General features: G+C 53.5%; 16 protein-coding genes. 11 read left to right on the top strand and 5 right to left on the bottom strand.

The features are described 5' to 3' along the window. The first annotated feature begins 300 nt into the window (after nucleotides 1-300). Both PJE062_RS14465 and PJE062_RS14460 read left to right on the top strand, forming a co-directional pair. Nucleotides 301-1,779: an AMP nucleosidase gene (locus tag PJE062_RS14465; RefSeq protein ID WP_037037111.1), complete on the top strand. Its 1,479-nt coding sequence runs from the start codon at nucleotides 301-303 to the stop codon at nucleotides 1,777-1,779. Nucleotides 1,780-1,998: 219 nt separating this feature from the next. Beyond that, nucleotides 1,999-2,388, top strand: a complete 390-nt coding sequence (locus PJE062_RS14460) for a tautomerase family protein (RefSeq protein WP_008550006.1) — start codon at nucleotides 1,999-2,001, stop codon at nucleotides 2,386-2,388. A gap of 48 nt (nucleotides 2,389-2,436) precedes the next feature. Here the strand turns inward: PJE062_RS14460 and mutY are convergent, their stop codons facing one another. Continuing rightward, the gene (gene mutY / locus PJE062_RS14455; RefSeq protein WP_008549668.1) at nucleotides 2,437-3,489 is read right to left on the bottom strand and encodes an A/G-specific adenine glycosylase; all 1,053 of its coding nucleotides are present in this window, start codon (nucleotides 3,487-3,489) and stop codon (nucleotides 2,437-2,439) included. Between the two features lie 137 nt (nucleotides 3,490-3,626). On the opposite strand from mutY, the gene PJE062_RS14450 reads away from it, so the two are divergent. Beyond that, nucleotides 3,627-4,163 (top strand): DUF721 domain-containing protein, encoded by a 537-nt coding sequence (locus PJE062_RS14450; RefSeq protein ID WP_014284340.1) that lies wholly within the window; start codon nucleotides 3,627-3,629, stop codon nucleotides 4,161-4,163. A 34-nt stretch (nucleotides 4,164-4,197) separates the two neighbouring features. Here the strand turns inward: PJE062_RS14450 and PJE062_RS14445 are convergent, their stop codons facing one another. Then, nucleotides 4,198-4,689 (bottom strand): hypothetical protein, encoded by a 492-nt coding sequence (locus PJE062_RS14445; protein WP_157039167.1) that lies wholly within the window; start codon nucleotides 4,687-4,689, stop codon nucleotides 4,198-4,200. A 509-nt stretch (nucleotides 4,690-5,198) separates the two neighbouring features. On the opposite strand from PJE062_RS14445, the gene PJE062_RS14440 reads away from it, so the two are divergent. The 7 genes from PJE062_RS14440 (at nucleotide 5,199) to PJE062_RS14410 (ending at nucleotide 12,233) form a co-directional block, all read left to right on the top strand. Then, nucleotides 5,199-5,840, top strand: coding sequence for a DsbA family protein (locus PJE062_RS14440; protein ID WP_008550064.1), 642 nt, complete (start codon nucleotides 5,199-5,201; stop codon nucleotides 5,838-5,840). A 93-nt stretch (nucleotides 5,841-5,933) separates the two neighbouring features. After that, the gene (gene smc, locus PJE062_RS14435) at nucleotides 5,934-9,392 is read left to right on the top strand and encodes a chromosome segregation protein SMC (RefSeq protein WP_008549575.1); all 3,459 of its coding nucleotides are present in this window, start codon (nucleotides 5,934-5,936) and stop codon (nucleotides 9,390-9,392) included. A gap of 196 nt (nucleotides 9,393-9,588) precedes the next feature. Continuing rightward, nucleotides 9,589-9,963, top strand: a complete 375-nt coding sequence (locus tag PJE062_RS14430) for an AtpZ/AtpI family protein (protein ID WP_008549670.1) — start codon at nucleotides 9,589-9,591, stop codon at nucleotides 9,961-9,963. A 52-nt stretch (nucleotides 9,964-10,015) separates the two neighbouring features. After that, nucleotides 10,016-10,783, top strand: a complete 768-nt coding sequence (locus PJE062_RS14425; RefSeq protein WP_008549614.1) for a F0F1 ATP synthase subunit A — start codon at nucleotides 10,016-10,018, stop codon at nucleotides 10,781-10,783. Nucleotides 10,784-10,856: 73 nt separating this feature from the next. Next, complete coding sequence (locus PJE062_RS14420) at nucleotides 10,857-11,084, top strand: F0F1 ATP synthase subunit C (RefSeq protein WP_008549639.1); 228 nt, start codon at nucleotides 10,857-10,859, stop codon at nucleotides 11,082-11,084. Between the two features lie 100 nt (nucleotides 11,085-11,184). Beyond that, entirely contained in the window at nucleotides 11,185-11,736 is a 552-nt protein-coding gene (locus PJE062_RS14415; protein WP_014284344.1) for a F0F1 ATP synthase subunit B, read from the top strand. Between the two features lie 11 nt (nucleotides 11,737-11,747). After that, entirely contained in the window at nucleotides 11,748-12,233 is a 486-nt protein-coding gene (locus PJE062_RS14410; protein WP_008549616.1) for a F0F1 ATP synthase subunit B, read from the top strand. Nucleotides 12,234-12,336: 103 nt separating this feature from the next. Here the strand turns inward: PJE062_RS14410 and PJE062_RS14405 are convergent, their stop codons facing one another. Both PJE062_RS14405 and PJE062_RS14400 read right to left on the bottom strand, forming a co-directional pair. Next, entirely contained in the window at nucleotides 12,337-13,323 is a 987-nt protein-coding gene (locus tag PJE062_RS14405) for a hypothetical protein (RefSeq protein WP_037036987.1), read from the bottom strand. Nucleotides 13,324-13,463: 140 nt separating this feature from the next. Beyond that, nucleotides 13,464-14,129, bottom strand: coding sequence for a YafY family protein (locus tag PJE062_RS14400; protein WP_008549634.1), 666 nt, complete (start codon nucleotides 14,127-14,129; stop codon nucleotides 13,464-13,466). 77 nt (nucleotides 14,130-14,206) lie between these two features. On the opposite strand from PJE062_RS14400, the gene PJE062_RS14395 reads away from it, so the two are divergent. Next, a complete protein-coding gene (locus PJE062_RS14395) occupies nucleotides 14,207-14,839 on the top strand; it encodes a hypothetical protein (RefSeq protein WP_008550061.1) in 633 nt (210 codons plus the stop codon). A 54-nt stretch (nucleotides 14,840-14,893) separates the two neighbouring features. Here the strand turns inward: PJE062_RS14395 and PJE062_RS14390 are convergent, their stop codons facing one another. Beyond that, on the bottom strand, nucleotides 14,894-15,571 hold the full coding sequence (locus PJE062_RS14390; RefSeq protein WP_008549969.1) for an SDR family NAD(P)-dependent oxidoreductase: 678 nt from the start codon (nucleotides 15,569-15,571) through the stop codon (nucleotides 14,894-14,896). Nucleotides 15,572-15,676: the final 105 nt, after the last annotated feature.

Below are 15,676 nucleotides of genomic sequence, written 5' to 3'. Positions count from 1 at the left end.
ATGCTTTTGTGGTGTGGTGCTGAAAAGAGCGTTGCACTCTTCCTCTGAAATCACACCTTTTAATTGGGATGTAGTTTTACAGAATAAACTGAAGGAGATAAGGGTAAATATGTAGTCAGATATTGCAATTCTGTGCGCAGAACTGGATCTGACGCTGCGTGAAAATATCCTCACTCACTAAAAAATAAATCATATTTGTCTGCGGATTGTCTTGACCCTGTCGTAAACATCCCTCAGATATATAGTGACACGAAAGAGGAGAAACCGAACGTGTCGACTATATCCGATAGCGACGTTGTGATGGAAACCCGTTCCATCCGCACGCCTGAAACAATTCCCCCACGATCCTTTAAAGATGCCGCTGAAGCAGTTGAGCACCTGATCTTCCTGTTTGATCGGGCAACAGACTTTTTGCGCGAGAATTTTAAGTCTGCCGCTCAGGGCAGCATGCCGACAAACCGGGTCAGAGCTTTTTATCCGGAACTTCGTTTTGAAATGTCCAGCCACATCCGCGTGGACACTCGTTTGTCCTATGGATTTGTAGCAAGACCTGGCAAATACAAAACCACAATCACCCGGCCTGATTTGTTCAGACACTATCTGGAACATCAGATTGATCTGCTGATCAAGAACCACGGCCTAGAAGTCGAGATCGCTGAGAGTGATCAGCCAATCCCGCTGCACTTCGCATTCTATGATGGCGCCCACGTTGAAGGCGCTCTGCCTGACAGCGCAGAACGTACACTGCGTGATGTGTTTGATGTGCCGGATCTGGCGGTTATGGATGATGCCATCTCAAACGGCACTTACCGTGCTAAAGATGGCTTTGAGCCCCTGGCCCCGTTCACCGCGCCACGCGTAGATTACTCCCTGCATCGTTTGCAGCACTACACCGCAACGGCACCGCGCTACTTCCAGAACTTCGTGCTCTTCACAAACTATCAGTTCTACATTGATGGCTTTGCGCAGATGGCGAAGGAGCTGATCAACGATCCAAATAGCGGCTACGTTGCCTTTGTCGAGCCGGGCAATCTCATCACCTATGCTGGTGATAAAGAGCCACGTGAAGGTGTGGCACCTCCACGCTTGCCGCAGATGCCAGCCTATCACCTGCTGCGGGAAGATAACTCCGGTATCACTATGGTGAACATCGGTGTCGGTCCATCGAATGCGAAAACCATCACCGACCACATCGCGGTGCTTCGCCCACACGCCTGGTTGATGCTAGGTCACTGCGCTGGGCTCAGAAGCAGCCAGCAGCTCGGTGATTATGTGCTGGCACATGGTTACGTTCGCGAAGACAAGGTGCTCGACGCTGACTTGCCAACATGGGTTCCGATCCCACCACTGGCAGAAGTGCAGGTCGCACTGGAAGATGCAGTTGAGAAAACCACCGGCTACAGCGGGTATGACCTGAAGCGCGTCATGCGCACAGGCACCGTTGCCTCCATCGATAACCGCAACTGGGAACTGCGGGACCACCGCGAGCCTGTGCAGCGGTTCTCTCAGTCCCGCGCCATCGCGTTGGATATGGAGTCCGCAACCATAGCCGCCAACGGTTTCCGCTTCCGTGTTCCATACGGAACTTTGCTCTGCGTCTCAGACAAGCCACTGCATGGTGAGCTGAAACTGCCGGGTATGGCGACAGACTTCTACCGCAAACAGGTGGATCAGCATCTGGAAATCGGCGTGAAGACCATGGAGATCCTGAGGGAGATGCCACTAGAGCGCCTCCACTCTCGAAAACTCCGCAGCTTCATGGAAACCGCTTTCCAATAAGCACCATTTGGCAGCAACAAGAACAAGAAAAGCCGGGCCTCGACCCGGCTTTTTGCTGTAAAGAAGCGTTTGTTGCCCCTGAGGTCGTTTCTCCACTCTAGCTAATCAGATTGCTGACTTGGCCTCATATGTCCAGGCGCGATAACCTATGCCGATCTTACCAATCTAATTTTCAGTAGATTTCAATTCATCCTATCAAACAGCTGAGTGAGACTAATTATGCCTTTTAACAAGATCCACGTACCCAAAGCACTGCCTACCCAAATGTGTCGCTCAATCAGCGAGCAGCTGCATGAAAGTCTGGTGGCTACATGCGGTGTTAATCCCAGCGATGACTTCACTTTGGTTTCTCGATACGAACCTGAAGATATGATGTTTCACCCGACTTTCCTCGGAAACAGAGACCCCAAAGCAACCATCGTGATTGAGATCGCATTGCTAGGCGGGCGCTCTGATGAGCAGAAGGAACACCTTTACAAAGACATGCGCCAACGTCTTTCGAACATTGGCTTTGAGCCCGACAACTCCATCATGTTCTTGATCGAAAACAACTCGATTGATTGGTCTTTCAGTGGAGCTGGTTCCGTAAAAACAGTGCTGGGACTGTAAAGCCAATTAGCTGTACTTTCCGGCTAACTTGTTTTGGTCAATGCCTTCCTAAATCAACCCACCCGCCTTCAGCGCTTTCTTCATCACCGTTGGCAGAGCTTCGCCTTCAAGCTCATCGGGAGCAGACCACCAGTAGCCTTCTGGCTCTGCGTAGTTCGCTGGAGCCTCCGCCTGCCAGACACTCATTTCCAGATGGAAGTGCGTGAAGGTGTGCTTCACATCTTTTGCTGTCCGCACCCACTCCGCATGAATGGGGGCGGCTGTCAGATCTTCCAGCGCAGCGTCATCGGACCAGTGTGTGGTGATTGGCTCACTCATCCCGGCAAGCAGGCCTTTGTCCTCTCGCTTGCGGAGCAGAATGCGTCCTTTATCATCTCTCAGAAGGAAAGCCATGCCCCGCCGTGTCGGCTTCACCTTCTTCGGCGCTTTGCGGGGCAGCGTGTCTGCAATGCCTTGCTTGCGGCCTTCGCAAACTTCCATCCATGGACAGATGCCACAGGCCGGTGATTTGGGAGTACAGATGGTGGCGCCCAGATCCATCATGGCCTGTGCAAAGTCGCCGGGGCGGTCATGGGGCGTCACCTCAGCCATCAGCGGCTTCACTTCAGCCTTGAGGGCAGGGAGCTCTGTCAGCAACGCATGGCGGCGCGAAAGCACCCGCTCCACGTTGCCATCCACCACGGCTGCATGCCGTCCAAACGCAATGGTAGAGATCGCCGCAGCGGTGTAAGGACCCACGCCAGGCAGCTTCAAAAGCCGCTCTTCCTCCTCGGGAAAACGTCCATTGTGATGCAATTGGACATATTTTGCACACTTATACAGATTTCTTGCACGGGAATAATAACCAAGCCCAGCCCATGCTTTCAGGATATCTTCCTCCTCCGCATTGGCCATATCTGCAAGTGTTGGCCATGTCTTTATGAAGAGTTCGAAGTAACTTTTTACCGCCGCGACAGTAGTCTGCTGAAGCATGATTTCGGAGAGCCAGACGTGGTAAGGGTCTGGTTTTACACCGGAAAGTATATCAGCAGGGGCTGTTCGCCATGGCAGTTGGCGAGAATTTCTGTCATACCAGTAAAGAAGAACTAGATTATCTTGCATGGTTTTGTGGGTTAACCTTGGTTTTGATCCCTAAATAATTGGGGTTCCCTTGGTAATTCATGGTACCGCGAAAAACGGGACTAAATTAAAACTAATATAAAGCAATGGTCATATATGTGCCTTAATCTAATGGCGTGATGAAGACGATGAAAGCAACTGCGCAAAATCGGGTTCCCAAAAGATCGAGTCATCAGCTAAACGAGCTGATCGGTAAGACGATGCACCCTGTCGCGCGCAAACGCGGATTTGCCAGTGCTGATCTTCTCGCCGCTTGGCCCGAACTTGTCGGCAAGCAGTATCACGGAAAGGTACAGCCCGGTAGGCTTGTCTGGCCAAGAACCAAAAGCTCCGATGGTGAGCCGGTCGCCGAACCTGCAACCCTTCTTGTTCATGCTGATGGTCCCACTGCTTTGTTCTTCACCCATGAAGCGCCGCAACTGCGTGATCGTATAAATGCCTTTTTGGGCTGGAATGCGGTTGGCCGCATCAAGGTTGTGCAACGCCCAGCTCTCAGAACCAAGAAGATCACGCCCAAGCCATTGCGCAAACTCTCCGAGATCGAAAACCGCCGCATTGAGCAAAAGGTGGCGCATGTTTCCGATGAGCGTTTGAAGAACGCGCTAGAGAAGCTTGGCAAGAACCTCATTGCCCGCACACCTGCAGGCAACTCCTGATCCCTCAGCACATCTTCTATACGTTGGAAAGTGATTACTGGCTCACTACCAGATCATGACCCTTGGCTGTGTAACCCAGCAACAGGTCAGGGCGCTCCATCAAAAGATAGGCCGTGGTGGTTTCCTGCGCATTACGCAGCTCAATGGTGTCCCCATTCACCGCCCAGGCTGTCACACTGCTCAATTCTTCATTGGAACAACCGCTTGTCGCCGCCAGTCCTGAAGGCAGGCCATGGGCTGCCGCAGAAGGGGACGCTACAGCGCCCGCAGCGGATTTGCTAAACTGCACACGACACGGCGCAACGCTGTTTCCGTTGCCTTCGCTCACCACCCAGTTTGTAGAGGTAAGCGCGCCCAGATCTGCTGTGCCCGTATAGATAATGTTTTGTGCTGCAGGTATAGCTGTTGTTTCAATCGTCGTTTCTTGAGTAGTTGTAGGTATAGCTTCGACGAAATCTTCAGATACAGAGGCTTGGCAGGCTATCAGTGGAGTGCTGAGAAGCATTAAGGTAGTCAAGCGCTTCATGGTGTATCCGTATATCTTGTTAGTGAGTTTGGTAAATCTTTAATAACTCATTAATGAGGCAAAAACAAAACAACGCGAAAAATTATTGTTGTTTTCCATGCATAAATTCTGTGGGTATGTATTAGCAGTGCAAATTTAATCATGGCAGATATCTGGAGGCAGATTTCGCCAGTTTGCCGCGAAACAGCGGAAGTCCTTTGTTTTAAACGAAGAAAATCGATTTCTCCCCTGACGCATACGTCAAACTGGCTGCCTTACCAAAAATTAATATGACTACTCAGGATATTCAGTAGCTTCTGACAAGTATTTGCCATAGTTTCCTGAAAACCAATTGTTGCTGAAAAGCGAGTTGTGGGCAGGTGCCGCAAACGGCAGGTGTTCACCAGCTTGTGATCAGAGGTCTAAGGGCAGGAGAGGTTATACTCGCACCCGGCCTCTGGCTACCACTGCGATAAAACGTGGTGGGTTAGTAGACAGGGCAACACATAGATAACTTGGGATAGGAAAACGTGACACTCTCTCGCCGTAAGTTTCTCGAGCGCACCAGCGCTCTGACAGCAGCTTCTCTCGCATTTGCCGCTATGCCAACTGTTGCCTCTGCACAGAGCTACTCTGAATCAGACCTGAACCAGGTTGGCCCACTGGGCGAGAAAGTTATTGGCAGCCCGGACGCGCCAGTCACCATCATCGAGTACGCTTCTCTGACCTGTGGTCACTGTGCGAACTTCCACAACACCACATATAAAGAGCTGAAGAAGAAATACATCGACACCGGCAAGGTGCGTTTCATCTTCCGTGAATTCCCGCTGGATACAGTCGCTGCAGCTGGCTTTATGCTTGCGCGCTGTGCGCCGGAAGACAAATACTTCGACATTATGACCCTGATGTTCGAACAGCAGCGCAATTGGGCATTCACCAATGATCCGTACTCCGCCCTGTTGAATATGGGTAAGCAGATCGGTTTCACTGAAGATGCTGTAAAGGCTTGCTTGACGAATCAGGAAATACTAGACGGAGTAACCAAGGTTCGTGACTACGGTTCAGAGAAGCTGGGCGTAGATTCAACACCGACCTTCTTTATCAACGGTGAGAAAGTAAGCGGAGCACTCTCTATTGAGGAGTTCAGCAAGTACGTGGATAAGAATCTGTAAGCAAAGCGGGCAGCCCTCAGGGCTGAACAACCTGCTCGCAGATCTATGCGCGTATGATCGCTTACACCCTGTTGTAAGAGTAGGGGGCGCTCTGTGAAGTTCCAGCGCCTCCGCGTCCTTGGGTTCAAATCCTTTGTCGAGCCCATGGAGTTTGTCATTGAAGACGGCCTGACAGGCATTGTCGGGCCCAATGGCTGCGGTAAATCCAATCTCGTTGAAGCGCTGCGCTGGGTTATGGGAGAAAACTCCTATAAAAACATGCGCGCCTCCGGAATGGATGACGTGATCTTCTCCGGCTCTCTCAACCGCCCGGCACGAAACACCGCAGAAGTCACCCTGTTCCTCGACAATTCTGACCGAACAGCCCCATCCGGCTATAATGACAGTGACACGCTGGAGGTCACCCGCCGCATTGAGCGTGAAGCTGGTTCTGTCTACAAAATCAACGGCAAGGACGCCCGCGCCCGCGATGTGCAGCTGCTTTTTGCAGATGCTTCCACTGGTGCACGCTCCCCAGCCATGGTGCGACAGGGCCAGATCGGCGAGCTGATCTCATCCAAGCCAACCTCACGGCGCAAGATCCTGGAAGAAGCCGCTGGCATCTCCGGTCTGCACAGCCGCCGCAAAGAAGCAGAGATCCGTCTGCGCGCTGCTGAAACCAACCTGGAACGCCTGGAAGATGTGGTCGTACAGATTGAAGGGCAGCTCGACGGCCTGAAGCGTCAGGCCCGGCAGGCCACCCGTTATCGCAACCTGTCCTCCGAGATCCGTAAAGCAGAAGCGACCATCCTGTACCTGCGCTGGCATGAGGCCACGGCAGCACTGGATGCCGCTCGCAAGCAGTATGCTGAAGCGGAAATCGGAATGCGCGATATTGCCGGCCTGCAAGCCTCCACCGCCAAAGAACAGGCACTGGCCGCCCACGAAATCCCCAAGCTGCGTGAAGCCGCAGGCGGCGCCGCTGCCGCGCTCCAGCATCTCATCATCGCCAAGAACGATCTGGAATCTGAAGACCGCCGCATCAAGGAAAAGCTGGTCGACCTTCAGGCCCGCCTTGCTCAGATGGAGCAGGACATCGAACGCGAAGCCCAGCTCGCCAGCGAAAACGCCAGCCATCTGGAAGAGCTGGAAGAGGAAAAGCAGGAGCTGCTTGAAGCTGCTGAGACTATGGATGAGCGTGCTGCAGAAGCGGAAGAGCTGGTCCTGATCGCGGAAGATAATCTCGATGCCAGCGAGATGAAGCACTCGCGCATCACGCAGGACCACGCCAGTCTCCTCGCCAAGCACACGCAGCTGGAAAACCAGATCTCCGGCATCCGCCAGAAAACCGCACGCTTTAAAGAAGAGGCAGACCGCTTCAAAGGTCAGCTGGAAGCAGTCGAGGCAGATATCAAAGCCGCCAGCGGCCCAAGCGACAAACGCGAAGAGCTGGAAATGGCTCTGGAAGAGCTGGCCGAGGCGGAAGAAAGTGCTGTTGAAGCGGAAGAGCTTCTGGCAACAGCCCGCGAGACAGAGAACAACTGCCGCAACCCATTAAATGAAGCGCATTCAGCTCTCTCCAGATATGAGACGGAAGCCAAAACCCTTCAGGCCGTCCTGTCCGCTGGTCAAAGTGGCGATTGGACACCCGCCGTAGATAAGATGAGCGTCAGCCCAGGCTGGGAAACTGCGCTGGGAGCTGCACTGGGCGAAGACCTTGATGCGGCAATGGAAGATGCTGCGCCGGTTCATTGGAGCCTCAACGCAAAACAGGACAGCGACCCAAGCCTGCCTGCTGGAGCTGAACCACTCTCTGCTTATGTGGAAGCCCCGCAGGAACTGTCTCGCCGATTGGCTCAGGTCGGTCTCGTCGATGCTGAACACGGCTCAGCTTTGATGAAGCAGCTCAAAGTCGGCCAAAGGCTGGTGAGCAAGCAGGGCGACCTCTGGCGCTGGGATGGCTTGATCGTTGCAGCAGACGCCCCAACCCCAGCCGCACAGCGCCTCGCCCAAAGAAACCGCCTTGCCGAACTGGAAGATCTGGTGGAGCAGACACGGGATCTGGTGGAAGAGAAAAAGTCGGCTCTGGAAGAAGCAGCCGAACAACGCCGTCGGGCCGAAGTCGCCGAGCAGGACATGCGCCAGAAATTGCGATTGGAGCAGTCCCGCATCGTCGCTTTGCGTGAAGAGTTGGCCGCTGCTGAGCGTGCTCTGACAGAACTCTCCGTGCGCAAAACAACGCTGGAAGAGCAGCTCCGCCGCGCCAACGAAGATTACGAAGAGACTGCTGCTTCCCTCGAAGAGGCCGAAAGCGCGCTCGACGAGCTGCAGGACATTGAAGGTATTTCCGCCGAGCTGGAAAACGCTTCCAAAGACGTCTCCAACTGCCGCAGCAAACTGGCTGAAGCCAAAGGCGCAACCGATGCCCTGAAACGGGAAGGGGAGCTGCGCGCCAAGCGTCTGGAAACAATTGAGCGCGACCGCCAGAACTGGGTCCAGCGGGCTCAGAACGCGGACAAGCAAATCTCCGTTCTCCGTCAACGCCGCGATGATGCCGCCGAAGAACGCCTCATCCTGCTGGAAAGCCCGGAAGAGATCGAGCTCAAGCGTCAGGATCTGCTGAGCAATCTGGCAACAGCAGACGATGCCCGCAAGGCCGCCGACGACAAACTGGCTGAAGGCGAAAAGCGCCAACTGATCGCGGATCAAAAAGCCCGCGAAGCCATGGAAGGCCTCTCCGGTGCCCGCGAACGAAAAATCCGTGCGGAGGAACGCCTCGAAGCTGCCAAAGAACGCCGCGCTGAAATCGAGCGCCGCGTGGATGAAGCACTGGAAGTGAACGTCTCCCGCTTGCATGAAATGGCAGGCCTGTCGCCGGACGCACCTCTGCCAGATGCAGAAGCAGCGGAGCGCAAACTCGATCGCCTGAAAGCGGAGCGTGATCGACTGGGTGGTGTAAACCTGCGTGCCGATGAGGAAATGCAGGAAATCACGGAGCAAAGAGACACTCTGATCACCGAAAGAGACGACCTGATTGAGGCAATCAGGAAGTTGCGCACAGGAATCATGAATCTCAACAAGGAAGCTCGTGAGCGACTCCTGAGCTCATTTGACCAGGTCAACGACCACTTCAAGCGTTTATTCACACACTTGTTTGGTGGCGGCACCGCAGAGCTGAAACTGGTGGATGCGGAAGACCCTCTGGACGCTGGTCTGGAGATCTTCGCCCGCCCACCAGGCAAGAAGCCACAGACCATGACGCTGCTTTCAGGTGGGGAGCAGGCACTTACCGCCATGGCTCTCATATTCGCAGTTTTCCTTACGAATCCAGCCCCGATTTGCGTTCTGGACGAGGTTGACGCTCCGTTGGATGACGCCAACGTGGAGCGATATTGCGCTTTGCTGGAGAACATGGCGCAGAACACAGAGACCCGATTCACGGTCATTACACACAACCCGATCACCATGGCGCGCATGTCCAGATTGTTCGGTGTAACCATGGCTGAAAGAGGGGTTTCTCAGCTCGTATCAGTAGATCTTGAGACGGCTGAACGATTCACAGAAGAGGCCTAAAATAGGGTACAATACGGCCTTGAAAGTATCCTTTATACGTATTCTCTGTTAGAAACTCTGAAAAATACTTAAATATCAGTTATTTAGCTTAAGTAGCTCTAACCTTGACAGTGCAGATCACGAGCATTATGGTGCCCCCGACTTTCAGGGGCGTCCGTGTCTTTGAGCTATCTGCTGCTATGAAGGAAGAATGTTGATGTCTCCTGAAGAGAATAAGCAGAAGAAAAAAGACATGAAAGAAACTGATCGTCACCTGTCTGAGCGGCTAGAAAAGCTTGGCAAAACGCTGGATACACACTTGGACGAAGCCTCTGCTAAAGAGGAACCGAACAAGACCGGCGCGATGGCGGGCCTATCACAGGCTTGGAAGATGTCTTCCGAGTTTATTGCTGCGATCTTTGTCGGGGGGGCACTCGGCTGGATGGCGGATAGCTGGCTCGGGACCAAGCCGTGGGGGATGATTATTCTCCTGATGCTTGGCTTCGCAGCGGGAATATTAAACGTCCTTCGGGAGGCGGGCAAAGTCGCTCCACCTGAAAGGCGGATGAATTCCGGCAAGAAGCAGGACTAACTAATTCATCGCGCTCTTGCGCTCGTAAATTGGCACTTCAGGGGTACTACCTGTGGCTGGAAATTCAGGCAACGCGATCGATCCGATCCACCAGTTTCATATCTCCAAGATCTTTCCTGTGGAGATTGGCGGTGTTGATTTCTCCTTTACCAACGCTTCCTTGTTCATGGTTGTCACCGTCGCTGTAGCGACCTTGTTCCTCGTTCTGTCTACCAACAGACGTGGTCTGGTCCCTAGCCGCGCTCAACTCATGGCGGAAATGTCCTACGAGTTTGTTGCTGCCACATTGCGAGGATCAGCAGGCAATGACGGAATGCGGTTCTTCCCGCTCGTCTTCTCCCTGTTCATGTTCGTCTTCGTTGCAAACATGCTCGGGATGTTCCCATACTTCTTCACCGTTACAAGTCAGATCATCGTGACATTTGCACTCGCAATGCTCGTGATTGGCACTGTAACGATCTACGGTTTCTTCAAGCACGGTGTTGGCTTCCTTAAGCTGTTCGTCCCAAGCGGCGTTCCAGCAGGGGTTGTTCCTCTCGTCTCCGCGATTGAAGTAATCTCTTTCCTTTCCCGTCCAGTTAGCTTGTCCGTTCGTCTGTTCGCAAACATGCTAGCTGGTCACATCACTCTGAAGGTTTTCGCAGGCTTCGTGGTAATGCTCACTGGTGCAGGTGCTGTCGGCATCGCATCCGCGGTCTTGCCTCTGGCTCTCACAGTTGCCATCACGGCTCTTGAGTTCCTTGTGGCCTTCCTTCAGGCCTACGTCTTTACCGTTCTTACCTGCATGTATCTTGCAGACGCGCTTCATCCGAGCCACTAAGTAACGTGTAGAATCCGGGTATCAAACCCAAAACAAAGTCATAGACGAATTTGCTAGTTTAGGAGCACTTGTCATGGAAGCAGAAGCAGCAAAATACATTGGTGCCGGTATCGCCTGCCTTGGTATGGGTGGTGCAGCTCTCGGTCTTGGTAACATCTTCGGCAACTTCCTTGCCGGCGCACTGCGCAACCCATCTGCTGCAGATGGACAGTTCGGCCGCCTCATCCTCGGCTTTGCTGTGACCGAAGCTCTCGGCATCTTCTCCCTTCTCGTCGCACTTCTGCTGCTGTTCGCAGTATAATCGACAGAAAGATTAGAGCGTTTTATGCGTGACGGTTCTTAAGCCTTAAGAACCGTCTCCAAACCATAAAACGTTACGAAGAGCGTTCACGGAGAAGTTGATGTCGAATACTCAAGGCAACCTGAATACAACTGCCGAAGTTGGCATTGTAGAGGATGGCGGTAGCTTTCCTCCGTTCGACAGCACGACTTTCCCGTCTCAGCTGTTGTGGTTGGTTCTTTCCTTCGGCGTTTTCTACTGGGTAATGTCGAAAGTGGTCCTGCCACGCATCGGCGGTATCCTCGAAGATCGTCGCGATCGCATCGCAGGTGACATGGCTGAAGCATCCCGTCTCAAGCAAGAGACAGATGAAGCCATCGCATCCTACGAAAGTGCTCTTGCCGACGCGCGCAAAAAAGCCACCACCATGGCTCATGATGCACGCTCAAAGGTAAAAGCAGAAACAGAAGGCGCCCGCGCAGCAGCTGAAGAGCAGCTGGCAGCTAAGCTTTCCGAATCTGAACAGAGCATCTCCAAGATCAAAGCTGAAAGCCTGTCACATGTTGGCGAAATCGCCGCTGAGACAACAGGCGAGCTTGTGAAGGCACTTATCGGTGGCCGCGCTCCAGCAAAAGCTGAAGTTGCCAAAGCCGTTGATGCTGCACTTAAGTAAGGGGTGACAGAATGTTCGATGCAAGCCTTTGGGCACTCGTTGGTCTCATCCTCTTCTTTGTCCTGCTGTGGTACCTGAAAGTACCTGGCAAGATTGGTGCAATGCTTGACCAGCAAGCGGACAACATCAAGCAAGAGCTTGAAGGCGCCCGTAAGCTGCGTGAAGAAGCTCAGGCTCTGATGGCCGAGTACCAGCGCAAGCGCAAAGAGGCTGAAGCCGAAGCCGAGCAGATCGTTGCTGACGCAAAAGTCGAAGCTGATCGTCTGGCTGATGAAGCCAAGGCAGCTCTCGAAGAGATGATTGCACGTCGCACCAAAGCAGCTGAAGCGAAAATCGCTCAGGCTGAAGCAAATGCGATTGCAGAAGTTCGCTCCCGCGCTGCAGATGTTGCAGTTCAGGCAGCTGAAACCATTGTCGCTTCCAGCGCTGCAAAAGCAGAAGTTCAGGATAAGGTGCTCAAGCAGAGCATCAAACAGGTTTCTGATAGCCTGAATTAATCCTCAGAACTTCTGAAAAGAACACCAAAAAGGCTTCCGATCTTCGGGAGCCTTTTCTTTTTGTCTGGACACTGGTCCATCTCAGTGTGTCACGACAACGCCCTTAGACGTGCCAATCAGCCAGACCCAACCGTTCAGAACTATCAACCTTGATTGGCAGCGGGCTATCATCAGGTTGGTGCATCAAGACAACATCCGCTTCTGTACAATGCGTCAGCATCGCGATGATGTTGCCGGTGCTGAAAGCATCCGCATGAATGGTATTGCCCGGAACCAGAATGCCGCTGCCATGCGGTACAAGGAAGTTGGTCATGGCGAACTGATTTTCTTCAAGCTGCTTCCCGATTGTGATGACAATCTCGCTCTGCTCTGACGCTGGCATGAACACATGCGGAAAATCATGTGTCTCAATAAAGAAGCCATTGGCCACATCCAGTCTGTACTGCGGATAGGCTTTCCCAAACTCGTACTCGACGGCATTTAGGTTTCCATCAAACTTCAGCGGAATGGTCTGTCCTTCATCGAAGATCCTCACGCCGAACGCTGCTGCGATATCATCACGGTTTGGGCTTGCTGGCGTGACGAGAGGAATTTCCAGACTTGTCTCAGCAGATGCGAAGAGACCGCTTGCACCAAAAACGTTTCCAGGTGCTGGGACCTGTACCGTGGACGCATCTAGCCACCGCCCTTCGGTCTTCAGATAAGAACTGTCAGGAAGGGATTTGATGGCATTAGCACTCGAAGTAATGGACTTATGCGTATCAGCAGTTTCCTGAGCTGGACTAGCACTTGTAAGAAAAGGGGCACGCGCTGAGAGCACAGCATCTTTGCCGCTCTCGACGACGCTGTGCAACGCATGTGTGGTCATGCCGAGCTTGTCAGCCACCGTGCGATGAACAGAGACAGCAGCCAGACTTGAATCCACCTGATGCTCAGGGATCGCTGGGTTGTACTTGACCATGATACCCAGGTCCCCAAGATGACGCTCCTTATAGCTGTCTTGAATGTCAGCAGGCCTGTTCGCTTGCTGAACGGCTTGAGGCTGTATCGGTACATTCACCTGAGGGGGCGCACTCGTGATAGTAGGCATATCGCTCTCCTTAACTTAGAGTTGTAACCCTGTCAGAATGCGAGCAGCGACCAAAACCCGATGTGCTAAAATGAACATCAAAACGGGAAAGTGACCTTAGGGCATTCAACTCTGCGTTATTGGGAGGGAGTGCCGGCTTCTTACAGCGTCGCCAGATAGTCGGTGAACTCCTTGCCCCGCTCAAAGGCAAACGTGCTTTCCTGAGCAGCAACATCACTCATCAGATCCACCCGGAAGTTTCGAAAGTCCTCCCGCATCTCGCACCAGCCTGACAGAAGCCAGGAGCTCTCAAAGGCAGTGAGGCCCAGAGGCCGGACGCAGCGCTGTGACGTGTCTCCGGAAAGCGAGGTGTATGTGAACCCGACGAAAGTCCGTTCATGGATAGCAGAGCGCAGTACAGTCATCTGATCGCCGGACTTGGTATCAGTCTTCGTCTTCACAGCAAGAAGTGGCCTGTCGACGCTCTCAGGGCTTTCCTGGTGCGCTCCGCTGATCTTGCCCAGCACACGCTCTGCTGCGAGCCGGAGCGGTGTATCACCCCGTGCCGTGACCATCCGCAGTCCCAACACCACAGCGTCCATCTCATCCCGGTCAAAAGCGAGGGGAGGGAGGAAGTAACCATCCTCCACCTGATAGCCCAGCCCGCCTTCACCGCGGATCGGGGCACCCATGGACTGCAGCGTGGCAATATCCCGATAGATCGTGCGCACAGACGTGCCGAACCGCTCTGCAATCACCTCAGCAGAGACAGGCCGTGTCCGACCACGCATGAAATCCAGAATTTGAAACAGCCTGACACTGCGCATGAATGCCCCTGACAAAAAATGTCACTGGCCTATCTTAGTGTGCGGCTCGCAGTAAAGAAACACGGGCACTTACAAAAATGCTTTTAAAACAGAACTCCACCGCATCTGTCATGGGCTTCGCACGGTATTCCAGAAAAGCGGAGATCGAGCCTGCCGAGCTGGTCGCCGCAGCACGCAACTGGCAGAAGTCCTATCTGGCCAAACAGGATGGCATTCTCATGCACGCTTTTGTCGGTAATCTGGCCGGAGAGTTTGCGGATGTAATCCTGGCGAGCGACGCGGCAGCCTTTGCCAGCATGTCCCAAAACTTCAGTGGTGACGAAAGCTCCAGAACCTTTCACAGCATGCTGGATGAAAGCACCATCAAGCTCACCCAGATCCGGTTGCTGGATAACGCCTTTCAGGTTCCAACCGGCTTTTCCTCCATCGAGATCGGCAAACTCGCGTTAAGTGGCATTGCTGGAGAAGAGGAAATGCTGGCCTCTGCAGCACAGCTCAAGAGCAACTACCTCTCCCGCTTCTCAGAGGCGAAAGCCCACGTGATGGGCCACATCGGCGGTGATAACTATGCCGAGGTTGCTTTTGCCGAGAACATCGGCGTGGGCAGAGAGATTTGCTACGGCTATCTGCAGGATGAGAGCGGACAAAACTTCCTCAAACACTTCGATCAAACCAGTTTCGATCTTGATTTCTGGTTCGTGCTCGCCTGACCTCATCACCTCAGGAAGGCTCCCTCACCAGAGGGGGCTTTCATTTTGAGGTGATCACTCCTCGTAAATCATCTTCCGGGTCATGCCGCCGTCAATGGTCAGCGTCTGACCCGTCATGAACCCGGCCTCGCTCAAGTAAAGCACTGCCTCTGCAATGTCTGCGGGGCGACCAACCCGTCCCACCGGATGCTGCGCATGATCCCGCTCACTCAGGTCAGCGTCATCCGAGATCCATCCCGGCGCAATCGCGTTCACCCGCACCTTGGGGCCAAGCGACATCGCCAATGCCTGCGTCAGCGAAAGGATACCGCCCTTGGCAGTGGCATAGATGAAATCACCGGGCTCAGACATGAAAGCGCGGGTAGACGCCATATTCACGATGCTTGACCCTTCCGGCATCAGCGGCAAGGCCCGGCGGCTCATCAGAAACGTCGCTGTCAGATAGCTGTCCAAGGTTGAGCGCCAGTCATCCATGGTGGCTTCCTTCAGCCCCAACTGCAGACTTGTGGCATGACCGCCATTGTTGACCAGCAAATCCAGCTGCGGCCATCCAAGTGAGCTGAACGCTTCATCAACCGCGCTCTCATCGCTGATATCACAGAGCACATCCATCGCACCGGAGCTGCCCTCTTTAAGGTCAAAGCTCGCCACTTCCCAACCCTTCTTAAGAAGCGCTGCGCAGATACCAGTCCCAATTAACCCCGCACCACCAGTAACAATTGCTCGTTTCATAACGATGACCCCTTATCTCAACTCACTCAGCATACGCGCCAAGCTCTAAAGCGAACGCCTGAACGTTCCGTTCTAAGCCTCCGTTCCACTCAGAAAATTCAGCAG

Origin of the sequence: Pseudovibrio sp. JE062 (assembly GCF_000156235.1) — a bacterium.
Taxonomy (GTDB): domain Bacteria; phylum Pseudomonadota; class Alphaproteobacteria; order Rhizobiales; family Stappiaceae; genus Pseudovibrio.
Note: the sequence above shows the minus strand (reverse complement) of the source record. Positions and strands in the feature narration are given on the sequence as shown.